This is a genomic window from Paenibacillus sp. J22R98, assembly GCF_059383835.1.
The window spans coordinates 144,296-161,873 of sequence record NZ_JBXENW010000007.1 but is presented as its reverse complement, the minus strand read 5'-3'; the positions used below and the strand labels follow the sequence as shown (position 1 = coordinate 161,873).

15 protein-coding genes are annotated in these 17,578 nt (G+C 50.5%); 14 read left to right on the top strand and 1 reads right to left on the bottom strand.

The genetic code is table 11. The features are described from left to right. The first annotated feature begins 1 nt into the window (after window position 1). From AC50Y3_RS20130 to AC50Y3_RS20100, 7 genes are all read left to right on the top strand, one after another. A complete protein-coding gene (locus AC50Y3_RS20130) occupies window positions 2-304 on the top strand; it encodes a lasso peptide biosynthesis PqqD family chaperone (RefSeq protein WP_494820511.1) in 303 nt (100 codons plus the stop codon). Between the two features lie 37 nt (window positions 305-341). Next, window positions 342-746: a lasso peptide biosynthesis B2 protein gene (locus AC50Y3_RS20125; RefSeq protein ID WP_494820708.1), complete on the top strand. Its 405-nt coding sequence runs from the start codon at window positions 342-344 to the stop codon at window positions 744-746. 12 nt (window positions 747-758) lie between these two features. Then, window positions 759-1,928 carry a nucleotidyltransferase domain-containing protein gene (locus AC50Y3_RS20120; protein WP_494820510.1) on the top strand — a complete coding sequence of 390 codons (1,170 nt, stop codon included), beginning with the start codon at window positions 759-761 and terminating at the stop codon, window positions 1,926-1,928. Between the two features lie 68 nt (window positions 1,929-1,996). Next, the gene (locus AC50Y3_RS20115; protein WP_494820509.1) at window positions 1,997-3,937 is read left to right on the top strand and encodes an asparagine synthase-related protein; all 1,941 of its coding nucleotides are present in this window, start codon (window positions 1,997-1,999) and stop codon (window positions 3,935-3,937) included. A 29-nt stretch (window positions 3,938-3,966) separates the two neighbouring features. Continuing rightward, window positions 3,967-4,107, top strand: a complete 141-nt coding sequence (locus tag AC50Y3_RS20110) for a paeninodin family lasso peptide (protein WP_494820508.1) — start codon at window positions 3,967-3,969, stop codon at window positions 4,105-4,107. Between the two features lie 116 nt (window positions 4,108-4,223). After that, window positions 4,224-5,165, top strand: a complete 942-nt coding sequence (locus tag AC50Y3_RS20105) for an aldolase (protein WP_494820507.1) — start codon at window positions 4,224-4,226, stop codon at window positions 5,163-5,165. Window positions 5,166-5,178: 13 nt separating this feature from the next. Further along, a complete protein-coding gene (locus tag AC50Y3_RS20100) occupies window positions 5,179-6,984 on the top strand; it encodes an ABC transporter ATP-binding protein (RefSeq protein WP_494820506.1) in 1,806 nt (601 codons plus the stop codon). 75 nt (window positions 6,985-7,059) lie between these two features. Here the strand turns inward: AC50Y3_RS20100 and cysC are convergent, their stop codons facing one another. Continuing rightward, on the bottom strand, window positions 7,060-7,671 hold the full coding sequence (gene cysC, locus AC50Y3_RS20095) for an adenylyl-sulfate kinase (RefSeq protein WP_494820505.1): 612 nt from the start codon (window positions 7,669-7,671) through the stop codon (window positions 7,060-7,062). Window positions 7,672-8,345: 674 nt separating this feature from the next. Between cysC and AC50Y3_RS20090 the strand changes: the two genes are divergently transcribed. The 7 genes from AC50Y3_RS20090 (at window position 8,346) to AC50Y3_RS20060 (ending at window position 17,443) form a co-directional block, all read left to right on the top strand. Next, on the top strand, window positions 8,346-9,395 hold the full coding sequence (locus AC50Y3_RS20090) for a Gfo/Idh/MocA family protein (RefSeq protein ID WP_494820504.1): 1,050 nt from the start codon (window positions 8,346-8,348) through the stop codon (window positions 9,393-9,395). A gap of 18 nt (window positions 9,396-9,413) precedes the next feature. Then, window positions 9,414-10,181, top strand: a complete 768-nt coding sequence (locus tag AC50Y3_RS20085) for a sugar phosphate isomerase/epimerase family protein (RefSeq protein ID WP_494820503.1) — start codon at window positions 9,414-9,416, stop codon at window positions 10,179-10,181. Window positions 10,182-10,341: 160 nt separating this feature from the next. Then, window positions 10,342-11,433, top strand: a complete 1,092-nt coding sequence (locus AC50Y3_RS20080) for a WG repeat-containing protein (protein WP_494820502.1) — start codon at window positions 10,342-10,344, stop codon at window positions 11,431-11,433. Between the two features lie 208 nt (window positions 11,434-11,641). Continuing rightward, complete coding sequence (locus tag AC50Y3_RS20075; protein ID WP_494820501.1) at window positions 11,642-12,697, top strand: lysylphosphatidylglycerol synthase domain-containing protein; 1,056 nt, start codon at window positions 11,642-11,644, stop codon at window positions 12,695-12,697. Beyond that, entirely contained in the window at window positions 12,684-13,895 is a 1,212-nt protein-coding gene (locus tag AC50Y3_RS20070; protein WP_494820500.1) for a glycosyltransferase family 4 protein, read from the top strand. Before AC50Y3_RS20075 ends, AC50Y3_RS20070 begins: the two co-directional genes overlap by 14 nt. A gap of 190 nt (window positions 13,896-14,085) precedes the next feature. Beyond that, complete coding sequence (locus tag AC50Y3_RS20065; RefSeq protein WP_494820499.1) at window positions 14,086-15,672, top strand: response regulator; 1,587 nt, start codon at window positions 14,086-14,088, stop codon at window positions 15,670-15,672. Then, entirely contained in the window at window positions 15,662-17,443 is a 1,782-nt protein-coding gene (locus tag AC50Y3_RS20060) for a cache domain-containing sensor histidine kinase (RefSeq protein ID WP_494820498.1), read from the top strand. The genes AC50Y3_RS20065 and AC50Y3_RS20060 overlap by 11 nt, the downstream gene beginning before the upstream one ends. The last annotated feature ends 135 nt before the right edge of the window (window positions 17,444-17,578 follow it).

Here is a 17,578-nt window from a genome sequence, read left to right as displayed (position 1 = left end):
CATGACGAACGTGAACTTAGCGGAACAACAGATTATCCAATCGCCTGACAGCATTGTGAGTGACATGAATGGGGAGAAGGTGATGTTCAGCATTCGCAGTGGAAAATATTACAATCTCGGCGTAATTGGCGGCCGAATTTGGGAGCTCATCGCTTCGCCGATTACGGCCAGCCAATTGGTAGACAAGCTCCTTTTGGAATATAACGTGACACGGGCTGCTTGTGAGGAACAGGTTGACGCCTTCCTTCGGAAAATGCATCAGGAATCGCTGATCGAGGTTCGGAATCTTGAAGCGCATCGTTAGGAAGTTTCTCGCTCTGCCTGCGGAGAAGAAACGGTTCATGCTCGAAGCGTTCATCTACTTGGGCTGGGCGCGTGTATTGAAGATCATTCCGTTCTCCCGACTCGCGCCATCCTTGGGCGGTCGGATGTCCGAAACTCCGCTAGTATATGATCCGTCGAACGAAGTGCCGATCCGCCAAATTGCGCAAGCGATTCAGGTGATGAGCCGTCATACCATGTGGGAAAGCCAGTGTATGGTTAGAGCGATCGCAGCCAAGAAAATGCTGAAGCGGCGTCAGATTGAAAGCACGCTCTATCTGGGTACGGCGAGGGATGATCAGGGGAACATGATCGCGCATGCTTGGCTGCGCAGCGGGCCATTCTATGTGACCGGAGCCGAGGAGATGAAGAGGTTCACGATGGTGGCCGCATTCGGGTCGGACAAAACGCAAGGAAAGGAATGAAGGTGTCCCGTTATGGAGAACAATCGTACCCTGGATCTAAGCGCTTTTCCTGAAGAATTAAACATCATGCTGGCGTTCATGCAGATGAATGCCGATCAAGCGCAGCAATGGGGCAATCCATCGATGCCTGATATCGATTGGAATCAACTTCTGAAGCTGATCCGACATCATCGCGTGTACCCGCAGCTGTATGCGAAGCTGAAGAACAGTCCGAGTATTCCTGCCTATGTCCTGCAAGCTCTTCATCAGGATTACAGTAAGAACACCTTTCAAATGCTCCGCTTAAGCGGCGAAATGGGTGTTGTATGCAGAGCCTTTCTGGATCAAGGGATTCCTTCATTAGTTCTTAAAGGACCGGTGCTTGCCGATCTGCTTTATGGTGATATCTCACTCCGAACATCCAAGGATTTGGATATTCTGGTCCCCATGGAGAGTGTGGAGACAGCGGAAGAGATGCTGACCAAGCTTGGCTATGTAAGCGATAGTCATGCGCCGCGTTTATTCAATTGGAAGTGGAAGATGCATCATATCTCCTATACGCACCCGCAAACGAAGATTCAAGTGGAGCTTCATTGGCGCCTTAATTCCGATATGGGCAAAGAACCTTCATTCGAGGAGCTCTGGGAACGGAGAAGACGCAGTACTCTTACGAGGAATGAGATTTATATGCTGGGAAGCGAAGATCTCTTCATGTATCTGGTCTCGCACGGCGCCCGTCACGGCTGGTTTAGGCTCCGCTGGCTGGCGGATATTGATTGCTTGGTGCGCCAAGGTGTAAACGTTGAAACGCTCATCTTGCTTATGCGACGCTATGAATGCCTTCAGCTTGGAGGACAGGCTCTAATTCTTGCTTCCGCACTGCTTGGCACGCCGATACCAAGCTCGACCAAACCGTTGATGACTAGCAGCTACCATCGCGAGTTGGCTCAACGTTCGCTCTATTTCATTCGGGATGTCGTCGCTTTCTCGCCTGTGCCGAGCTCCCAAGAATTAGCCAAGACCTATAAACGTTACTTGTTTGCATTGAAAACGACCCGGCAAAAGTCGGTTTATATAGTTGGTCAATTATACCCGAGCTTTAGGGATACGGAGGCGATGCCGCTTCCGAAACAATTACATTTTCTATACTTTCCCCTAAGGCCGTTCGTCTGGTTATGGCGGCAAATGAGGCAGGAAGCCTAAAGGAATCCGGCCTTATCAAGTATGACTTGACTGCACAACGAAGAATGACAAGCACCTCGGAGGCAAACATGAGCGCAATTGCAGGTATTCTTTGTTACAACGAAGAGATTGTATCGATAGAGGATAGCAAGAAGCTTATGCAAGCTTTGCAAATATATCCTGCCGATGATGTGCAAACCTGGTATGGCGGGTCCGTATTTCTGGGTTGCCATGCCCAGTGGATTACACCGGAATCGGTTCATGAACGTCTGCCGTTCTATGATGAGCTAAATAAATTGGCCATTACCGCCGATGCGATCATCGACAACCGGGAGGAATTATTTAACCGGCTGCAAATTGCTTATTCCCGGCGGAAAGGGATGACCGACAGTGAGCTTATTTTGTCGGCTTACTTAAAGTGGGGAAAGGAAGTCCCGCGCTATTTGATCGGCGATTTCGCTTTTGTTATCTGGGACGAGAAGAAGTGTCTTCTTTTCGGAGCACGCGACTTATTGGGAAACCGAACGCTCTACTATCATCGTCATGGGCGGCAGTTCGCCTTTTGCACGGCAGCCAATCCGTTATTCGAGATCACCGGCGCCAGGAAGGAGCTTAATGAATCATGGTTTGCAGAGTTTTTGGCCATTCCCATTATTCTCGATTCCGTCGACGTGAACGGGTCAGTATACCGTAATATCGAGCAAATTCCTCCGGCACACAGCTTTACGGTCCAGAATCGTAAAATGACGCTGGAGCAGTACGAGACGCTGGAAGCGCCCGGGGAGCAGCTTCGGCTGAAATCAAACGGCGAATACGAGGAAGCGTTTCGCGATGTTTTTCAGGAGGCCGTAACATCGAAGCTTCGGACATTCCGTTCGGTAGGTGCAAGCTTAAGCGGCGGATTGGATTCAGGCGCAGTCACAAGCTTTGCCGCCGACCCCTTGCGTAAGGAAGGAAAATCATTGCATACCTACAGTTTCGTTCCTTCGCCCGATTTCGTGGATTGGACTTCGAGAAGCATGATGCCTGACGAAAGTCCGCACATTGGAGCCACGGTACGTCACGTAGGGAATATATCGCACAACGGCTTGGATTTTTCGGACAGGAACTCGTTCGGGGAAATCGACGACTTGGTCGGGCTTCTGGAAGCTCCTTATAAGTTCTTCGAGAATTCGTTCTGGATCAAAGGGATTCTTGAAAAAGCGCGGCAGGATGGGGTCGGCGTGCTGCTTACGGGCGCACGGGGAAATTACACCGTTTCTTGGGGACCGGCCATGGACTACTACGCCAATCTTTTAAGGAAGCTGCGCTTGTTCCATTTTTACCGCGAGCTAAAGCACTACGGGAGACAGATGAATGTAAGAAGATCCCGGCTGCTCCCCATTATCGCTAAACGAGCCTTTCCATTTGCGACCAGGTCTTTTTACGCCAAGGAACCGAAGAACGAAATTCCAAATCTCATCCATCCGGATTTGGCCGCAAGAACAAATGTCTTTGAAAAGCTTAAACACCATGACGTCGGCTTGGGCGTGGCTGCCTTCGATGAATTCGAAGCGAGAGACTATCAATTCAGAAATTTGGCAACCTCAAACCATCAAGGCACATCTGTAACCAAGTTTTCCCTGCGTTATGGCGTCTGGGAAAGGGACCCGACCTCCGATCCGAGAGTGGTACGCTTCTGCCTGTCCGTGCCGATCGAGCAGTATGTACAAAACGGGATGGACCGATCGCTCATCCGGAGGGCAACCGAATCGTATTTGCCTGATGAAGTACGGTTAAACCAACGCATTCACGGCGTTCAAGGAGCGGATTGGGTCCATCGCATGATTCCGATATGGTGCTTATTTAACGAAGAGATTCGGAAGCTTTGCCGGGATCCGATGGCTTCGCATTATTTGAACGTAGATCAAATCAAGGCATCGCTTGAGAAAATCGGCGATGCGCCCAAGCCGAAGCATGCATACGATCCAGATGCGAGATTATTAATGCGTGGTTTGATAGCTTTTCGGTTCTTGAAGCAATTTACATGATTGATTCCATTTGAAGGGAGGTGACACATATGGAAAAGCAAACACGGAAAGAATGGCAGCAACCAATGCTGGAAGTACTCGACGTAAACATGACGATGGGTGGACCGAATGGTGTATTCCCGGACAAGAACGGCAAAGGTTCCAACAATGGGCACGCTTTTGAATCCTAAATGCACCTGATACGTGGCAAACCAATTGGCCCTTATACGAAGAAAAGCGTATAAGGGCCTCTTCAAGTTTCTTCTTGATTATTTAGAGCTACTCTACTGAAATTGAGGTGAGGAAGATGAACCCTGCTGTCGAACGAACGATTTATAGAGCATTTGGGCTGACGATGGCAAGTGAAATCGCCTTGCCGGAGCTGCTTCGGGAAGCGGAACAAGCATGCGAAGCGGATGTTTATATCGACAAGGCTGACTTGTACCAAGCCTGGAACGAGCGCAGCGGCAGTGACAGCGACGATTATTATGCTCTTGAAGGCGATGATCTTATGCTGAACATAGAAGGCACGGCCATTTACAGAGTCCGGGGAGGGAACCGGATCACCGTCTCGCAGGCAATCGGAGCGGAGGATACCGTTGTTCGGCTATACTTGCTCGGAGCCTGCATGGGTGCGCTGCTGTTCCAGCGTAAGCTGATGCCCTTACATGGAAGCGCCGTTGTCATTAACGGCAAGGCGTACGCGTTCGTCGGCGATTCCGGCGCGGGCAAGTCCACCCTTGCCGCCGCCTTTCTCAAGCGCGGCTATCCGCTTCTTACCGACGATGTAATTGCCGTAACGTTGAACCGCGACGGAGTCCCCGTCGTCATTCCCTCTTACCCGCAGCAGAAGCTTTGGCGGGAGAGCATCGACAAGCTTGGGATGCAGTCCGATCGTTATGTTCCGCTGTACGAGACCAAATATGCGATACCCGCAGCGGCAATGTTTTGGAAGGAGCCGGTCCCTCTGGCAGGCATCTTCGAACTCGTGAAGACAGACAAGTGTGGCACGGAACTTCGCCATCTCCAAGGGCTTGAGAGACTTCCTACCATCCGATACCATACCTACCGCCATTTTCTGATTTCTCAGCTTGGCTTGGATCAGTGGCATTTCTCTGCCTCCGTCTCGATCGTCAATCGCATTAACATGTACCAATTATGCAGGCCGGCTGAGAGATTTACCGCCTACGATTTAGTAAGCCGAGTCCTGAATGCGGTTGAAGAAGGAATATGGATTTCGCACGGATAGGGGGAAAAGAAAAATGGAGCATCTGCTGCTATACATCAAAAAAATGCATCATTTTGCCGGCACCAAGCTCTATATCAATCTAGTCGGTATGATGGTGATCAGTTTTCTGGAGGGTATTGGAATCTTTCTGTTGATTCCGGTGCTTGGTTTAATTGGGGTTCTGGGTTTGAACACGGATGGAATCCCGTTCGTTGCTGTTTTGGTGAAACCGTTAGAGGCTATACCGGACGGAATGAGACTGCTTGTTGTTCTAGGGGGGTTCATTCTATTAATTGCAGGTCAGGCTCATCTGCAGCGAAAGCAAACGCATTTGAACCTGGACATTCAGCATGGGTTTATAAGGTACCTCCGAATGGAAATGTACCAGGGCTTACTGCAGGCTAAGTGGGCGTTCTATTTGCAAAGAAGAAGATCGGATTTCTATAATATCATGACCAATGAGCTGTCGCGTGTCAGTCAAGGCGCCTATCTCGCGATGCGTTTAATGACCACAATTCTGTTTACCGCCGTACAAATCGGCTTTGCGCTGTGGTTGTCGGCACAACTGACGGTCATGGTCTTGCTCTGCGGAGTAGCGCTTGCCGTGTATGCAAGCCGGTTCATTAAACGTTCCAAAAGCATCGGCGACGAAACTTCCGAGCTTGCTCAGCATTATATGGGCGGGATGACCGATCATTTTAACGGGATGAAAGATATTAAAAGCAATCGATCGGAAGCGCAGCATTTGGCTTGGTTTCGCGCGCTTTGCGGCAAAATGGAGTATAATCTCGTTCACTTTGGGAAAACGCAGGCTACCTCCCAATACATTTATAAAGTGGCGTCCGTCATTATCATTACGCTTTTTGTTTACGTATCGCTGGAAGTATTCCATGTACAGGCTGAGAAGCTCATGCTGATCATCATCATATTTTCCCGTCTTTGGCCGAAGTTTTCGACCTTGCAGTCTAATTGGGAACAAATTGCCCAAACGCTTCCCGCATTCAAAAACCTTGCGGATCTACAGAAGGATTGCGACTTGGCAAAGGAATTGGAAGTGCATGACTATCCGGCGGGCGGAGATCCGGTAAGCATGGAGCAAGGAATCGAGTGCAAAGGGATCTCTTATCGTTATGATGGCAGCCAGTCTTCCTATGCCCTGCACAATATCAATCTGTCTATTCCGGTGAATCGGATGACAGCTATCGTTGGAAAATCCGGTGCCGGGAAAAGCACCTTGATCGATATTATTATTGGACTGATTCAACCGGATGAAGGAGAGGTGCTTGTAGACGGACGCAATCTGGCCAATGACGACAGCTTCTCGCTCAGGAGATCCGTCAGCTATGTCTCGCAGGATCCGTTCTTGTTCCATGCAAGCATCAGAGAGAATCTGTTAATCGCAGCCCCGGATGCAACGGAAGCGCAAATGTGGGAGGCGCTGCAGTTCTCCGCTTCCGATGAATTTGTACGAAACCTGCCACAGGGACTGGATACTGTTCTTGGCGATCGTGGAGTGAGACTTTCAGGCGGGGAGAGACAGCGGATCGTTCTCGCTAGGGCTGTATTAAGGAAGCCGAGCATTCTGATTTTGGATGAAGCAACAAGTGCCTTAGATAGCGAGAATGAAGCGCAAATTCAAGGGGCATTGGATCGATTAAGAGGGAGAATGACCATTATTGTCATTGCTCATAGACTCTCGACCATACGCAGCGCGGATCAAGTCGTTGTATTGGAGAAAGGCGAGGTGATTCAGAGAGGCGGCTATCAGCAGCTTTCCGCGGACATGAAAGGCACGTTTAGCAAGTTATTGCATTTTCAATCGGATAAAGTTGTGCCTTAACAGACAAAGAGGGAGCCGAGTGGCTCCCTCTTTTGTCAGGATTAATTCGAGTCGAAGGCCATTTACAGCAGGGGATCAATGGCTTGTGAGGTAGTTCCGTTCTTCGAGGTATTTCATAATGGCTGCTATAGATTGCTCAATCGTTAATTGTTCCGTATCAATAATAAGCTCCGGTGCGCTTGGGATGTCGTACTGCCCGCTGATCCCCGTGAAATTGGGAATTTGTCCGCTCCTCGCTTTAACGTACAAGCCTTTCGGATCTCTCTTCTCGCATTCCTCTAACGAACATTTCACGTAAATTTCGTTGAAATCCCCCGGTTGCAGCAGCTCTCTGACCATGTTGCGGTCTTTCTCGTTCGGAGAGATGAACGCCGCCAGCACGACTAGGCCGGCATCCACGAACAGCTTCGACATTTCGCCGATTCTGCGGATGTTTTCTTGACGATCCTCATTTGAGAATCCGAGGTCGCGATTCAGTCCATGCCGGATATTGTCCCCATCGAGCACGTAAGAGGCAATTCCTCTTGCATACAGTTCCTTCTCAAGTGCGAACGCAAGCGTCGACTTGCCAGAGCCAGATAAACCCGTCAGCCATAATGTACAGCTTCTGTGACGATTTCGCTTCTGCCGATCGTCCCTTGAAATATTAGAGTGATGCCATGTGATATTGTCGCTCTTGTGGTCCAACGTGTTCTCTCTCCCTCCAAAATCTGTATACCATTAATTAAACGTAGAGGAAGTTGGCCGAATCACTTCCCTGAAATTAAGAGGCAGATCACCCTAGCGGATCCCAGAGCCGCTGTACCGCGCAGGGAGCTGCATTGGCGTGATTGTGGGGAAATGGGAGAAAGTAGCTCACCTGGGGATCTTACATTAACGAACATAAGCTAAGATGTGTAGCTCTAGGAGCCACACATGCTTCGCAAGCGCCGGTTTTGTGCAGATGTGTAGCTCTAGGAGCCACACATGTGCCGCAAGTGCCGGTTTCGTACAGATGTGTAGCTCTAGGAGCCACACATGTGCCGTAATTGCCGGTTTCGTACAGATGTGTAGCTCTAGGAGTCACACATGTGCCGCAAGTGCCGGTTTCGTACAGATGTGTAGCTCTAGGAGCCACACATACAAAAGTGGCGATATACGCGAAAATAAAGCCCTGTGAGTTCGTTAGATCCTAGCAGCTTCAACAAGTGCCGACAATAAACACTAGGAAAGCTGGAGCGATTCCATAACATTCATCAAATATTTGAAAAAATTGGGTTGAAAGCGCTGCAACCGTTGATGTATTCTGGAGATATGTGAAACGTTTCAATTGGTAGCGAAAAAGTCTGTGCGAATAGAGTTTGAGGGAGAGGGAGTACGAAGTGAACATATCATCCGTTTATAAAGTAGCCTTTATCGGCTGTGGCAAACGTGCGCATGAACACGCGATCGGTGTACAAGCCGACAGCAGATTAGAGGTTGTTGCATTATCTGATATTTCTGCTGCTTCGGCGGAAACGCTGAACACTGAATTTGGTTTTCAAGCCAACATCTATACCGATCATAAGGAAATGCTGGCGAAGGAAAAGCCTGATGTTGTCCTGATCTGTCTGTGGACTCCGTTGCACTTACCGGTATTCCGTGACTGTGCGGAAGCAGGTGCCAAAGCCGTATTGTGTGAGAAGCCGATGTCCGCGACTTGGGGCGAATGCCAAGAGATGGGCAAGATTGCAGACGAGTTTGGCTGCCAGCTGACCTTCTCGCTTCAACGCCGTTTCGCCAAGGGAAATCAAACCGTGCGCCGCTTCATCAAGGAAGGCAAAATCGGTCAGGTGCTTCGCCTAGACCTCTACTCACCGCCAAATCTGCTCGATTGCGGCATCCACACCTTTGATCAGGCGATCAGCTACATGGAAGAAACGCCTGCGAAGTCGGTGCTTGGTGCTGTCGATACGACTGAAATTTATAACTGGTTCAACGTACCATCCGAATGCGGCGCGTCCGGACAAATTCTGTTCGCTAACGGTGTTCAAGCGAGCCTGTATTCCGGCTCCATCGATACATGGGAACCGAGCGAGGATATGACGAAGATTTGGGCCGGCGTTCGCGTTATCGGCACCGAAGGTTTTATCGAAGTGATGTGGGATGGTCAAATCGTCAAAGCCGTTAACTACGATGATCCATCCTGGAAGCCGGAGATGGAGCTTTCTTCAATGTCCGATCAGATGATCGGTTATGTCCGCCATGCGATCGACTGCTTAGGGACGGGGGAAGAGCCTCAGGCGTCGCATCAGAAGGCGACTCGCGCTTCGGAAATTATTTTTGCCGTATATGAGTCGGTTCGACGTAATGCACGGGTTGAGCTTCCGCTTACCGGCGTTACGGACAGCCCGTTCATCACCATGCTTAATGAAGGCCACTTTGCGAAATAAAGGAGCGGGAAACGAACCATGACAAGACCGAAGCTCGGGTTAATTGGAATCGTGCATGAAGAAGCACAACAGGATTTCTGGGGAACGATGAAACGTGTCGCTGAAATCGGCTATAAGGGAATCGAAGGCGGCGGCGAGCTGCTTAAGGGCGATGTCGATGCCAATGTCGCGCGTTTCCACGAACTGGGACTCCAAGTGGCGACACATAGTGTTCCAAGCAAGGAGCTGCTTCGCGACGAGAAGGAAGTAGATCGCCTCATTCGCGAGGCTCATGCCCTGCAAACGAAGGATGTTACATTCTGGTGGGACGTAGTCGATAATCGAGAGCAGCTGCTTCGCGATGCTGAATTGTACGATGCTGCAGGTGCTCGTTTTGCGGCTGAGGGTCTGCGTTTCTGCTATCACAACCATGCCCATGAATTCGAGAGAACGTTCAACGGTGTATATTCGCTGGACATTCTGGCTGAGCATACCGATCCGAAGCATCTCTTCTTCCGTATGGACGTGGCTTGGATTACGCTGGGCGGTGCAGATCCGGCACATATTCTTCGCAAGATGGCGGGCCGCGTACCTGCGATTCACTTGAAAGATGTGTACGGCACAGACGAGGTCGGGAAGTGGACGGCTGTCGGAACAGGCGTGGTCAACATCCAGGCATCGATTGAGGCCGCTACCGAAATCGGTGTGGAATGGATGACGGTCGAGCAGGATCAGCTCCGCAACCTCTCGGGAATCGAGACGGCAACAGTCAGCTATTTGAACTTGAAGGAAAAAGGCTTGCTCTAATTGATCTTATAAAATCGCACGAAACAAACAGGCTGCCGAGATGAAACTCGGCAGCCTGTTTGTTAAGGGGAAATTAATATACCTTGCACACTTTTCTCGCCTCTATACGTCTAGATAATGAGCTATTCTACATGTTATTGGAAAATAAGGGGGCAATCAAATGCTGAGACGGGTCGCAGCTATCGCTGCAATGATGCTTACGATGACAAGTTTTGCCTGGGTGGCGCACGGACAGGCAGAGATGTCTGTCACTGGTAAACCGACGGCCGCTGAGCAGAAGCCAGCCGTGGAACGGCTTTATCGCGTCGAACTGGATGGTAAATATGGTCTCATTAATAGTAAAGGTGAGCCGGTTGTTGCACCGATATACGATGGAATATGGTACGACAACGAACCGGGGAATCCTTATGCAATCACGAATCTTGCAGAGAAGAAGCAGACGTACTATAGTCTTGCAGGCGACAAGTTATTCGATTGCCCGTTAAATACTTGCGGCTTGATGTACGATGGGCTGACATTATTTGGCACGAAGATTCAAGGGGCTAATGGGAAGTCTGAACTTCGGTATGGGTTTAAGGACAGCCGGGGGCAAACCGCGATTGAGCCCATCTATGTGAATGCCTATAATTTCTCGGAGGGGCTCGCCCGCGTTAATCTTGGCAAAGCTTCCGGTTTCATCAATACGAAGGGACAGTTGGTGATTCCGTATCAATTCAGCTACACCACAGACTTCTCAGAGGGAATGTCGGCCGTTAAGCTGGCCTTCAATGGCAGGTTCGGCTTTATCAACACATCGGGGAAGCTGGTGGTGTCTCCGCGCTTTACCCAAGCAGGGTCATTCTCGGATGGCGTTGCCGCCGTGTATGAGAATGGCAAGTATGGCTATATCGATAAAGCCGGAAAATATATCTTGAAGCCGCAGTTCTCGATGGCGCAGCCGTTCTCAGAGGGTCTGGCCTTTGTTGAGCGCAATGGTGTGACCTTCTATATCAACAAGAAAGGACAGAAGGTCATCCAGAATATGAAAGCGGGCGGAACCTTCTCCGGCGGTCTGGCACCGGCAAGCACGGGGCAGAAATACGGCTTTATCAACACTTCCGGCAAGTTTGTGTTCAAGGAGCAGCTCGAATGGGCGGCCTCGTTCGCCGGGGAGTTGGCAGAGGTTTATATTAACGTTCCGAACTCACGGGATTATGTGCAAGGTTATATGAACCGAAGCGGAACAATCGTATGGCCGCCGCAGCAGAAGTAAAAGGGTCAAAAAGGTACATGAGCAAGGAGGTCCCGTTGTCATCCATGATGACGGGGCACCTCCTTTTTTGTCGTGCAGTCGTGGAAGTAAAGGAAATCGACAGGGCGGATTTACTTTCGATACGATGCCTCTCGTATATTTTCATTGGAATCGCATATTCGGATGACATTGCGGAAACAGTCCGGTTCTACAATGAAGGGATTGAAGGATGGCTTCTACCGAATCGGGAGGTGATGAAGTGGTGGCGGTGCTTCGGAGATTGGCGCCGGCGGCGGTCAAAATCGCGCTCTTGGGCATCATTGTCTATTTCGTAGTATGGAACATTCCGCTTCGACTGGCGGACATTGTAACCTTCCTGTTGCACGCGAAGGCGGCATTCTACATGTCCTTGTTGGTGTTTGCTTTATTTCTGATGCTGCAGGCAGGCATTTGGGTGATGATCGTGAACGCTACGGCTAGAGCAGCGGCAAGCAAGGCGGCAAGTCCGAAGCTGCGGCTGCTCCTCGGTTTGCGAATCTTCATCGATTCACAATTCGCCAAGTATATCCCTGGTGGCTTCTGGAACTATGCGGGCCGCGTAGTGCTCGCTACGCGCGTGGGGGTTGCGATGGATGCGCAGCTCGCTTCTATCGTCTACGAGAATATTCTGCTCGTTTCCGCGGCGCTGAGCTATACCACTATTCTGCTGGTCAGCTTGGATATCGCACCGATTGCCAGTACAGTCGCGATTCTGGCCGTATTTGCGCTGACATACGTTTACTACGATAAGGGCTCCGTGTGGCTGCGGCGGCGTTTCAGCCAACTGTCGCGTTGGAAAGTGCTGCGGCGGGTCTTCGGCAAGCTTCAGACTTCCTTAGGAACGACGGCGGATACGAAGGCAGCGGTGGAAGGCGCTCGGGCGAGCTTAACGCGCAAACAGTTTTTCGGCTATTTGTTCTGCTTTCTCGGCAGCCATTTTGTAATGGGGATCGCCTTCTGGATGCTGACGAACAGCTTTGACCGAGGCAGCATCGGTTTGCTGTACGCCGCAGGGACATTCGCCACTTCCTGGCTGCTCGGGTTATTCAGTCCGCTTCCGGGCGGACTTGGGGTTAGAGAGGGGTTCTTGGTCTACTTCCTGTCGCTCCGACTGGGTACGGAGACGGCGCTTTATATTTCGGTGATCGCACGCTTATGGAACATGATGGCGGAGGTACTGTTCTGGGCTGTCGTGCGGGCGGTAAGCTACTTGACGAGAAAGGTGAGAACCTATGATGAAGCGTAGAAAAATCGTTCTCGTAACAGGCGTGTTTCCGCCGGGCATCGGCGGCATGCAGAACTATTACTATAATTTATCGATGCACAGCAAACATGATATGACTGTCGTTGCGCCGGAATACCCGGAGAGCGGCGCGTTCGACGAGGGCGTGCCTTTCCGAATCGTCAGAGGTCCTTTCTTGCGGGACGAACGCGTGGACGCGGCCAGTTGGGGCCGCTTGTTCCGTCAGGTGCGTAAGACGCTTCGCGGCGAAGAACCGGATGTTACCATATACGGCTATGTACTGATCGGGTTTATTGGACTGCTGCTTCGGATGTTCGGCGGCCGGCGCTACATCATTTCCACGCACGGAATGGATATGCTGATGTTCCGCCGATTCGTCGGTTTGAACGCGGTCGTGAAGCTGATTCTGCGCAAAGCGGACGGCGTGCTCACGAACAGCCAGTTTACGAAGAAACTCGTCGAGGACTATGGGGTCGATCCTCGCAGAATCGGACTCGTCCATCCCGGGGTCGAGCACGTATACGAGAAGTGTTCGGTTGACGCCGAGTGGGTCCGGCAGCAAGGACTTGAAGGGAAATATGTGCTGTTGACGGTCGGAAGGCTGGTGACGCGCAAAGGCCATGATTCGGTGATCCGGTCTATGCCGGCCATTCTAAGGCATATTCCGCATGCCATATACGTGATCGTCGGAGACGGGCCGGACCGAGAGCGGCTAGAGCAGCTTGCTCGGACGACGGGGGTTGCGGAAGCGGTGCTGTTCGTCGGCAGCGTAAGCGGAAGCAAGCGTTTGAACGATTATTATAATGTAGCGCATCAGTTCATCATGGTGAGCCGGGAGCTGGAGCGGGGAGACGCGGAAGGATTCGGGATTGTGTATTTGGAAGCGGCCTCCGCAGGCGTTCCGGTCATAGCCGGGCGTTCTGGCGGAGCATCCGAGGCGGTACTGGATGGGGTAACGGGTCTGCTTGTCGATCCGGAGTCGCCGATTGAAATCGCCGGCAGCGTCGTTCGGCTTGCCAGCGATGCTGCCCTGCGGGAGCGTCTTGTGCGGACCGGGTATAAACGGGCCAAGTCGGAGTTCCAGCATAAGGTGCTCGCAGAGGGATTTGATCAATATATCGGGCGGATATGCACGCTTCCGGCAACCAGTATGGTGCGCGGACGTTTGACGGGGGAGTCTGCCCGGGAGAACGCCAGGTAAGAATTGATGCCATGTATTACTGCAGCTGCGTTGAACGATAATCGCAGAAGAAGCCTCCCATCCCACCTGACCAGTGGATGGGGAGGCTTCTTGCATGAAACAGACGGCTATTTCAACACACTCATTCCAGATTCATGCATTCGTTGTATAATAGATTTGTCTGAAAGCGATTACAGGGAGGGGGAGCAGGGTGATTAACTTGATGATAGTCGATGATGAAGAAACGACGCGCGATAGCTTGATGGAGTTGGTGCCCTGGTCCGATTGGGGAATTACAGAAGCGCATTCGGCGGAGAATGGCATTGCAGCGCTCGCGCTTGCGGAGAAGTTCAAGCCGTCGATATTGCTGACCGATATTCGCATGCCGAAGATGAATGGCATTGAGCTGGCACAGAGAGTCCGCGACCTCTATCCGGAGTGTGAGATTGTATTCCTAAGCGGTTTCTCGGACAAGGAGTACTTGAAATCGGCCATTCAATTGCATGCTGTCGATTATTTAGACAAGCCGGTCGATATGGAACAACTGAAGACTCTGTTCACAGCCGTGGTGAAGAAGATTGTCATTGCGGCGAATAAAACCGTGGATATCCAGTACCGGCGTGAAGAAATCGTTGTGGATACGATCTGCAACAAAACCGATCTATCCGACTGGATGGAGCGCGTTGACGCCAGCATCCTGCCGTTATCCAAAGAAGAACCCTATCGCGTCTATACGTTTCTGTTTAATTGGTCCTCAGCGACGGCTGAAGACGAGAAAACCATAATCAAGCAGCGAATTCTGCAGCTGCTCAATCATGCCCCTGACGCCGCGAATCGAAGCTATATCGCCGGATTCGTGGGGGATAAATGTCTGGCAATCATCGCGAATGACGCCACATCGCCTGCCTCAACCGCATCGCAGCAGACCAAAGCAGAGGAATTCGCCTACCATTTGCTGATGCAGATTCAAGAGGCTTCGCAGGGAACCTATTCGCTGTCTGCCGGCTGCAGCTATCAAACGGTCCGAACGGATGAATTCTCCGTGCTATATAAGGCTGCGTCCGAGGCAGCGAAGCGTCAATTTTACTCCGGAACGAATCGGATCTATTTTCCGAGTTCCGCTGTGCCTGCCAGTTATGAGCTGGACAAGACCGTCTATACGCGGTTTAAGAAAATGCTTAGAAGCGAGCCGCCTGAAGCGATTGTCGCCTATGTGAATCAGATGACAGAAGCAATTGCCGCTGCCGGAGATCCCGACACCAACAAAATCAGAAATCTCTATTTCAATCATCTTCGTATTCTGTTTGAGGTGACCATGCAATGGGACGCGGCCGATTCAGGGGATGAACAGGAAACTACCTATATGTGGCGTGAAATCGATACGCGCCTCACGCTTCGCGAGCTCACAGAGTTTCTGCTGTCGAATATCGAAATGACGATGCAGAAGTCGGAGAACAAGGCAGGCGGCATCGAGAAAATTGATGAGATCAAGAAGTATATCGCAAGCCACTTCGACAGCAATCAGTTGTCGATTCAGACCATCGCGCAGCACACCTTCTTGAGTCAAACGTATTTATGCGCATTTTTCAAGAAATCGACCGGCCGTACGTTGAACGAGTTCATTACGGAGCTTCGAATTGAGAAAGCGAAGGAGCTGCTGCAGGATCGCAATAAGAAGCTGTACGATATTACGACCGAGATCGGACTTGCGGATACGAACTATTTCTCAACGCTGTTCAAGAAATATACGGGCTCCACACCATCCGAGTATAGGATGAAGCAACTCTATGAGAGTTAACATCTACCGCGATTTGAAAATGCATTACAAGCTTTTCCTGCAATATTTACTGCTGCTTGCGATCCCGTTTACGTTGTTTATTATCGTGAATTACCGCATCTCGTCTAAGGATCTCGAGGCGCAAGCAAGGTATTCCTCCCGGCAAGTATTCGAACAGAGCCGTTCCTTCATGGAGTTTAAGCTTTATGTAGCCAAGAACTTCTTAACGATCCTAGCCTCGAATGAGAAGATCCAAGATATTTTGCATCGCGGCGCGAGCTATTACTACAACAGTTATGGATTATGGAGCTTTGATGTGGAAGGCATCCGTAAGCAATTTTATATTACGAAACCGAGCGAAGACATTATTAAAACCAGCTTATATACCTCTCAGGCCGTTGCGAGCACGAACGAAACCGATGATGTCATGAGCACGAATCGCATCGCGGACACCGCCTGGTATGCGAATTTGAATAAGAGCAGCACCACGTTTGAGGTTTTCCCCAGCATGATCTTGTTGAACGAATTACAGAAGGAAAAGACGCCAACGTTTACGATCGCAAGAAGTATCTTCGATAATGAAAGCTTCCAAAATGTCATAGGGGTACTTAGTGTCGATATACCGAAGAGCATCTTCGAATCCATTCTGGATCGTGTTGCGTTTACGAAGGAATCTTCTGTTTTCCTCATCAACCAAGCTGGCGAGATTATGGTCCATTCCTCCCATGCGAATTCGGGCATGCTGTCGTTCAAGACGGACATTCTGAAAGGAAGTACGAACGATCAGTTCAAGGAAGGCGTCTGGGGCAAGCGGGTTTTTGACAATGCAGAGTACTTGGTTGGAGCACAGCTGGTCGAGGATTCGGATTGGTATTTGGTCAGTTTGACCCCGTATAAGGAGATTCTAGGCTCGCAAAAGAAAGCGATGGAGCAAATGCTCCTCATTGCGTTCTTAATCGCCATGTTCCTGCTGCCGCTGGCCTTTCTGGCTGCTGCGTCGGGCACGCGCAGAATCCGCGGCTTGATCTCACAGATGAAGAGTGTCAAGCAGGGGGATTTCGACCTGCAAATTCAGCATGAAGGCAAGGATGAGATCGGGGAATTATCGCGGAACTTCAAGTCGATGATCGCCAAGGTCGCTCAGCTGCTCGATGAGAAATATGCGCTCGGCCAAGAAGTAAAGTCGATGGAGCTCAAGGCGCTGCAAGCACAGATTAATCCTCATTTTCTCTATAATACGCTTGACCTGATTTACTGGAAGGCGATGCGGATTCAGGAGCAAGGCATCTACGATCTGGTCCAATCGCTGTCCAAATTCTATAAACTTAGCTTAAGCAAAGGGGAGGACATCGTCTCCTTGCGCAATGAAGTGGAGCATATCGCAGCCTACATTGACATTCAGAACGCCAGATTCAAGAACGGAATTACGCTGGTAGTTGATATTCCGGAAGCCTTATACGAGCATCCGATGCCCAAAATCACCCTGCAGCCGCTGGTCGAAAATTCGATTATACACGGCATTCTGGAGACGGAGAGCGAGACAGGGACCATTACGATCAGCGCGAATGCAGTCCATGGCAAGCTCGTCATTATGGTGAAGGACGATGGGGTAGGTATCTCGCAGGAAAATCTGGAGCGTATTTTCAATATGGATCGAACGGATCCCTTCCACGGATATGGCGCCAACAATATCAATAAGCGAATTAAGCTGCTCTATGGGGAGGAATATGGGCTTACTTATCGGCGCAATGAGGGTTCCGGTGTTACCGTCATGATTGAGCTGCCGTGGTGAACGGGAAGGCAAGTTTCCTGCGTGGAATCCGCGAGATCCCATTGACAACATTCAAACCGGCATGTGACAATTAAAATGAAATGAAAAATACAACTGAAACGAGTGGGTCGCGATGAAGTATTGGCGAAAGCATAA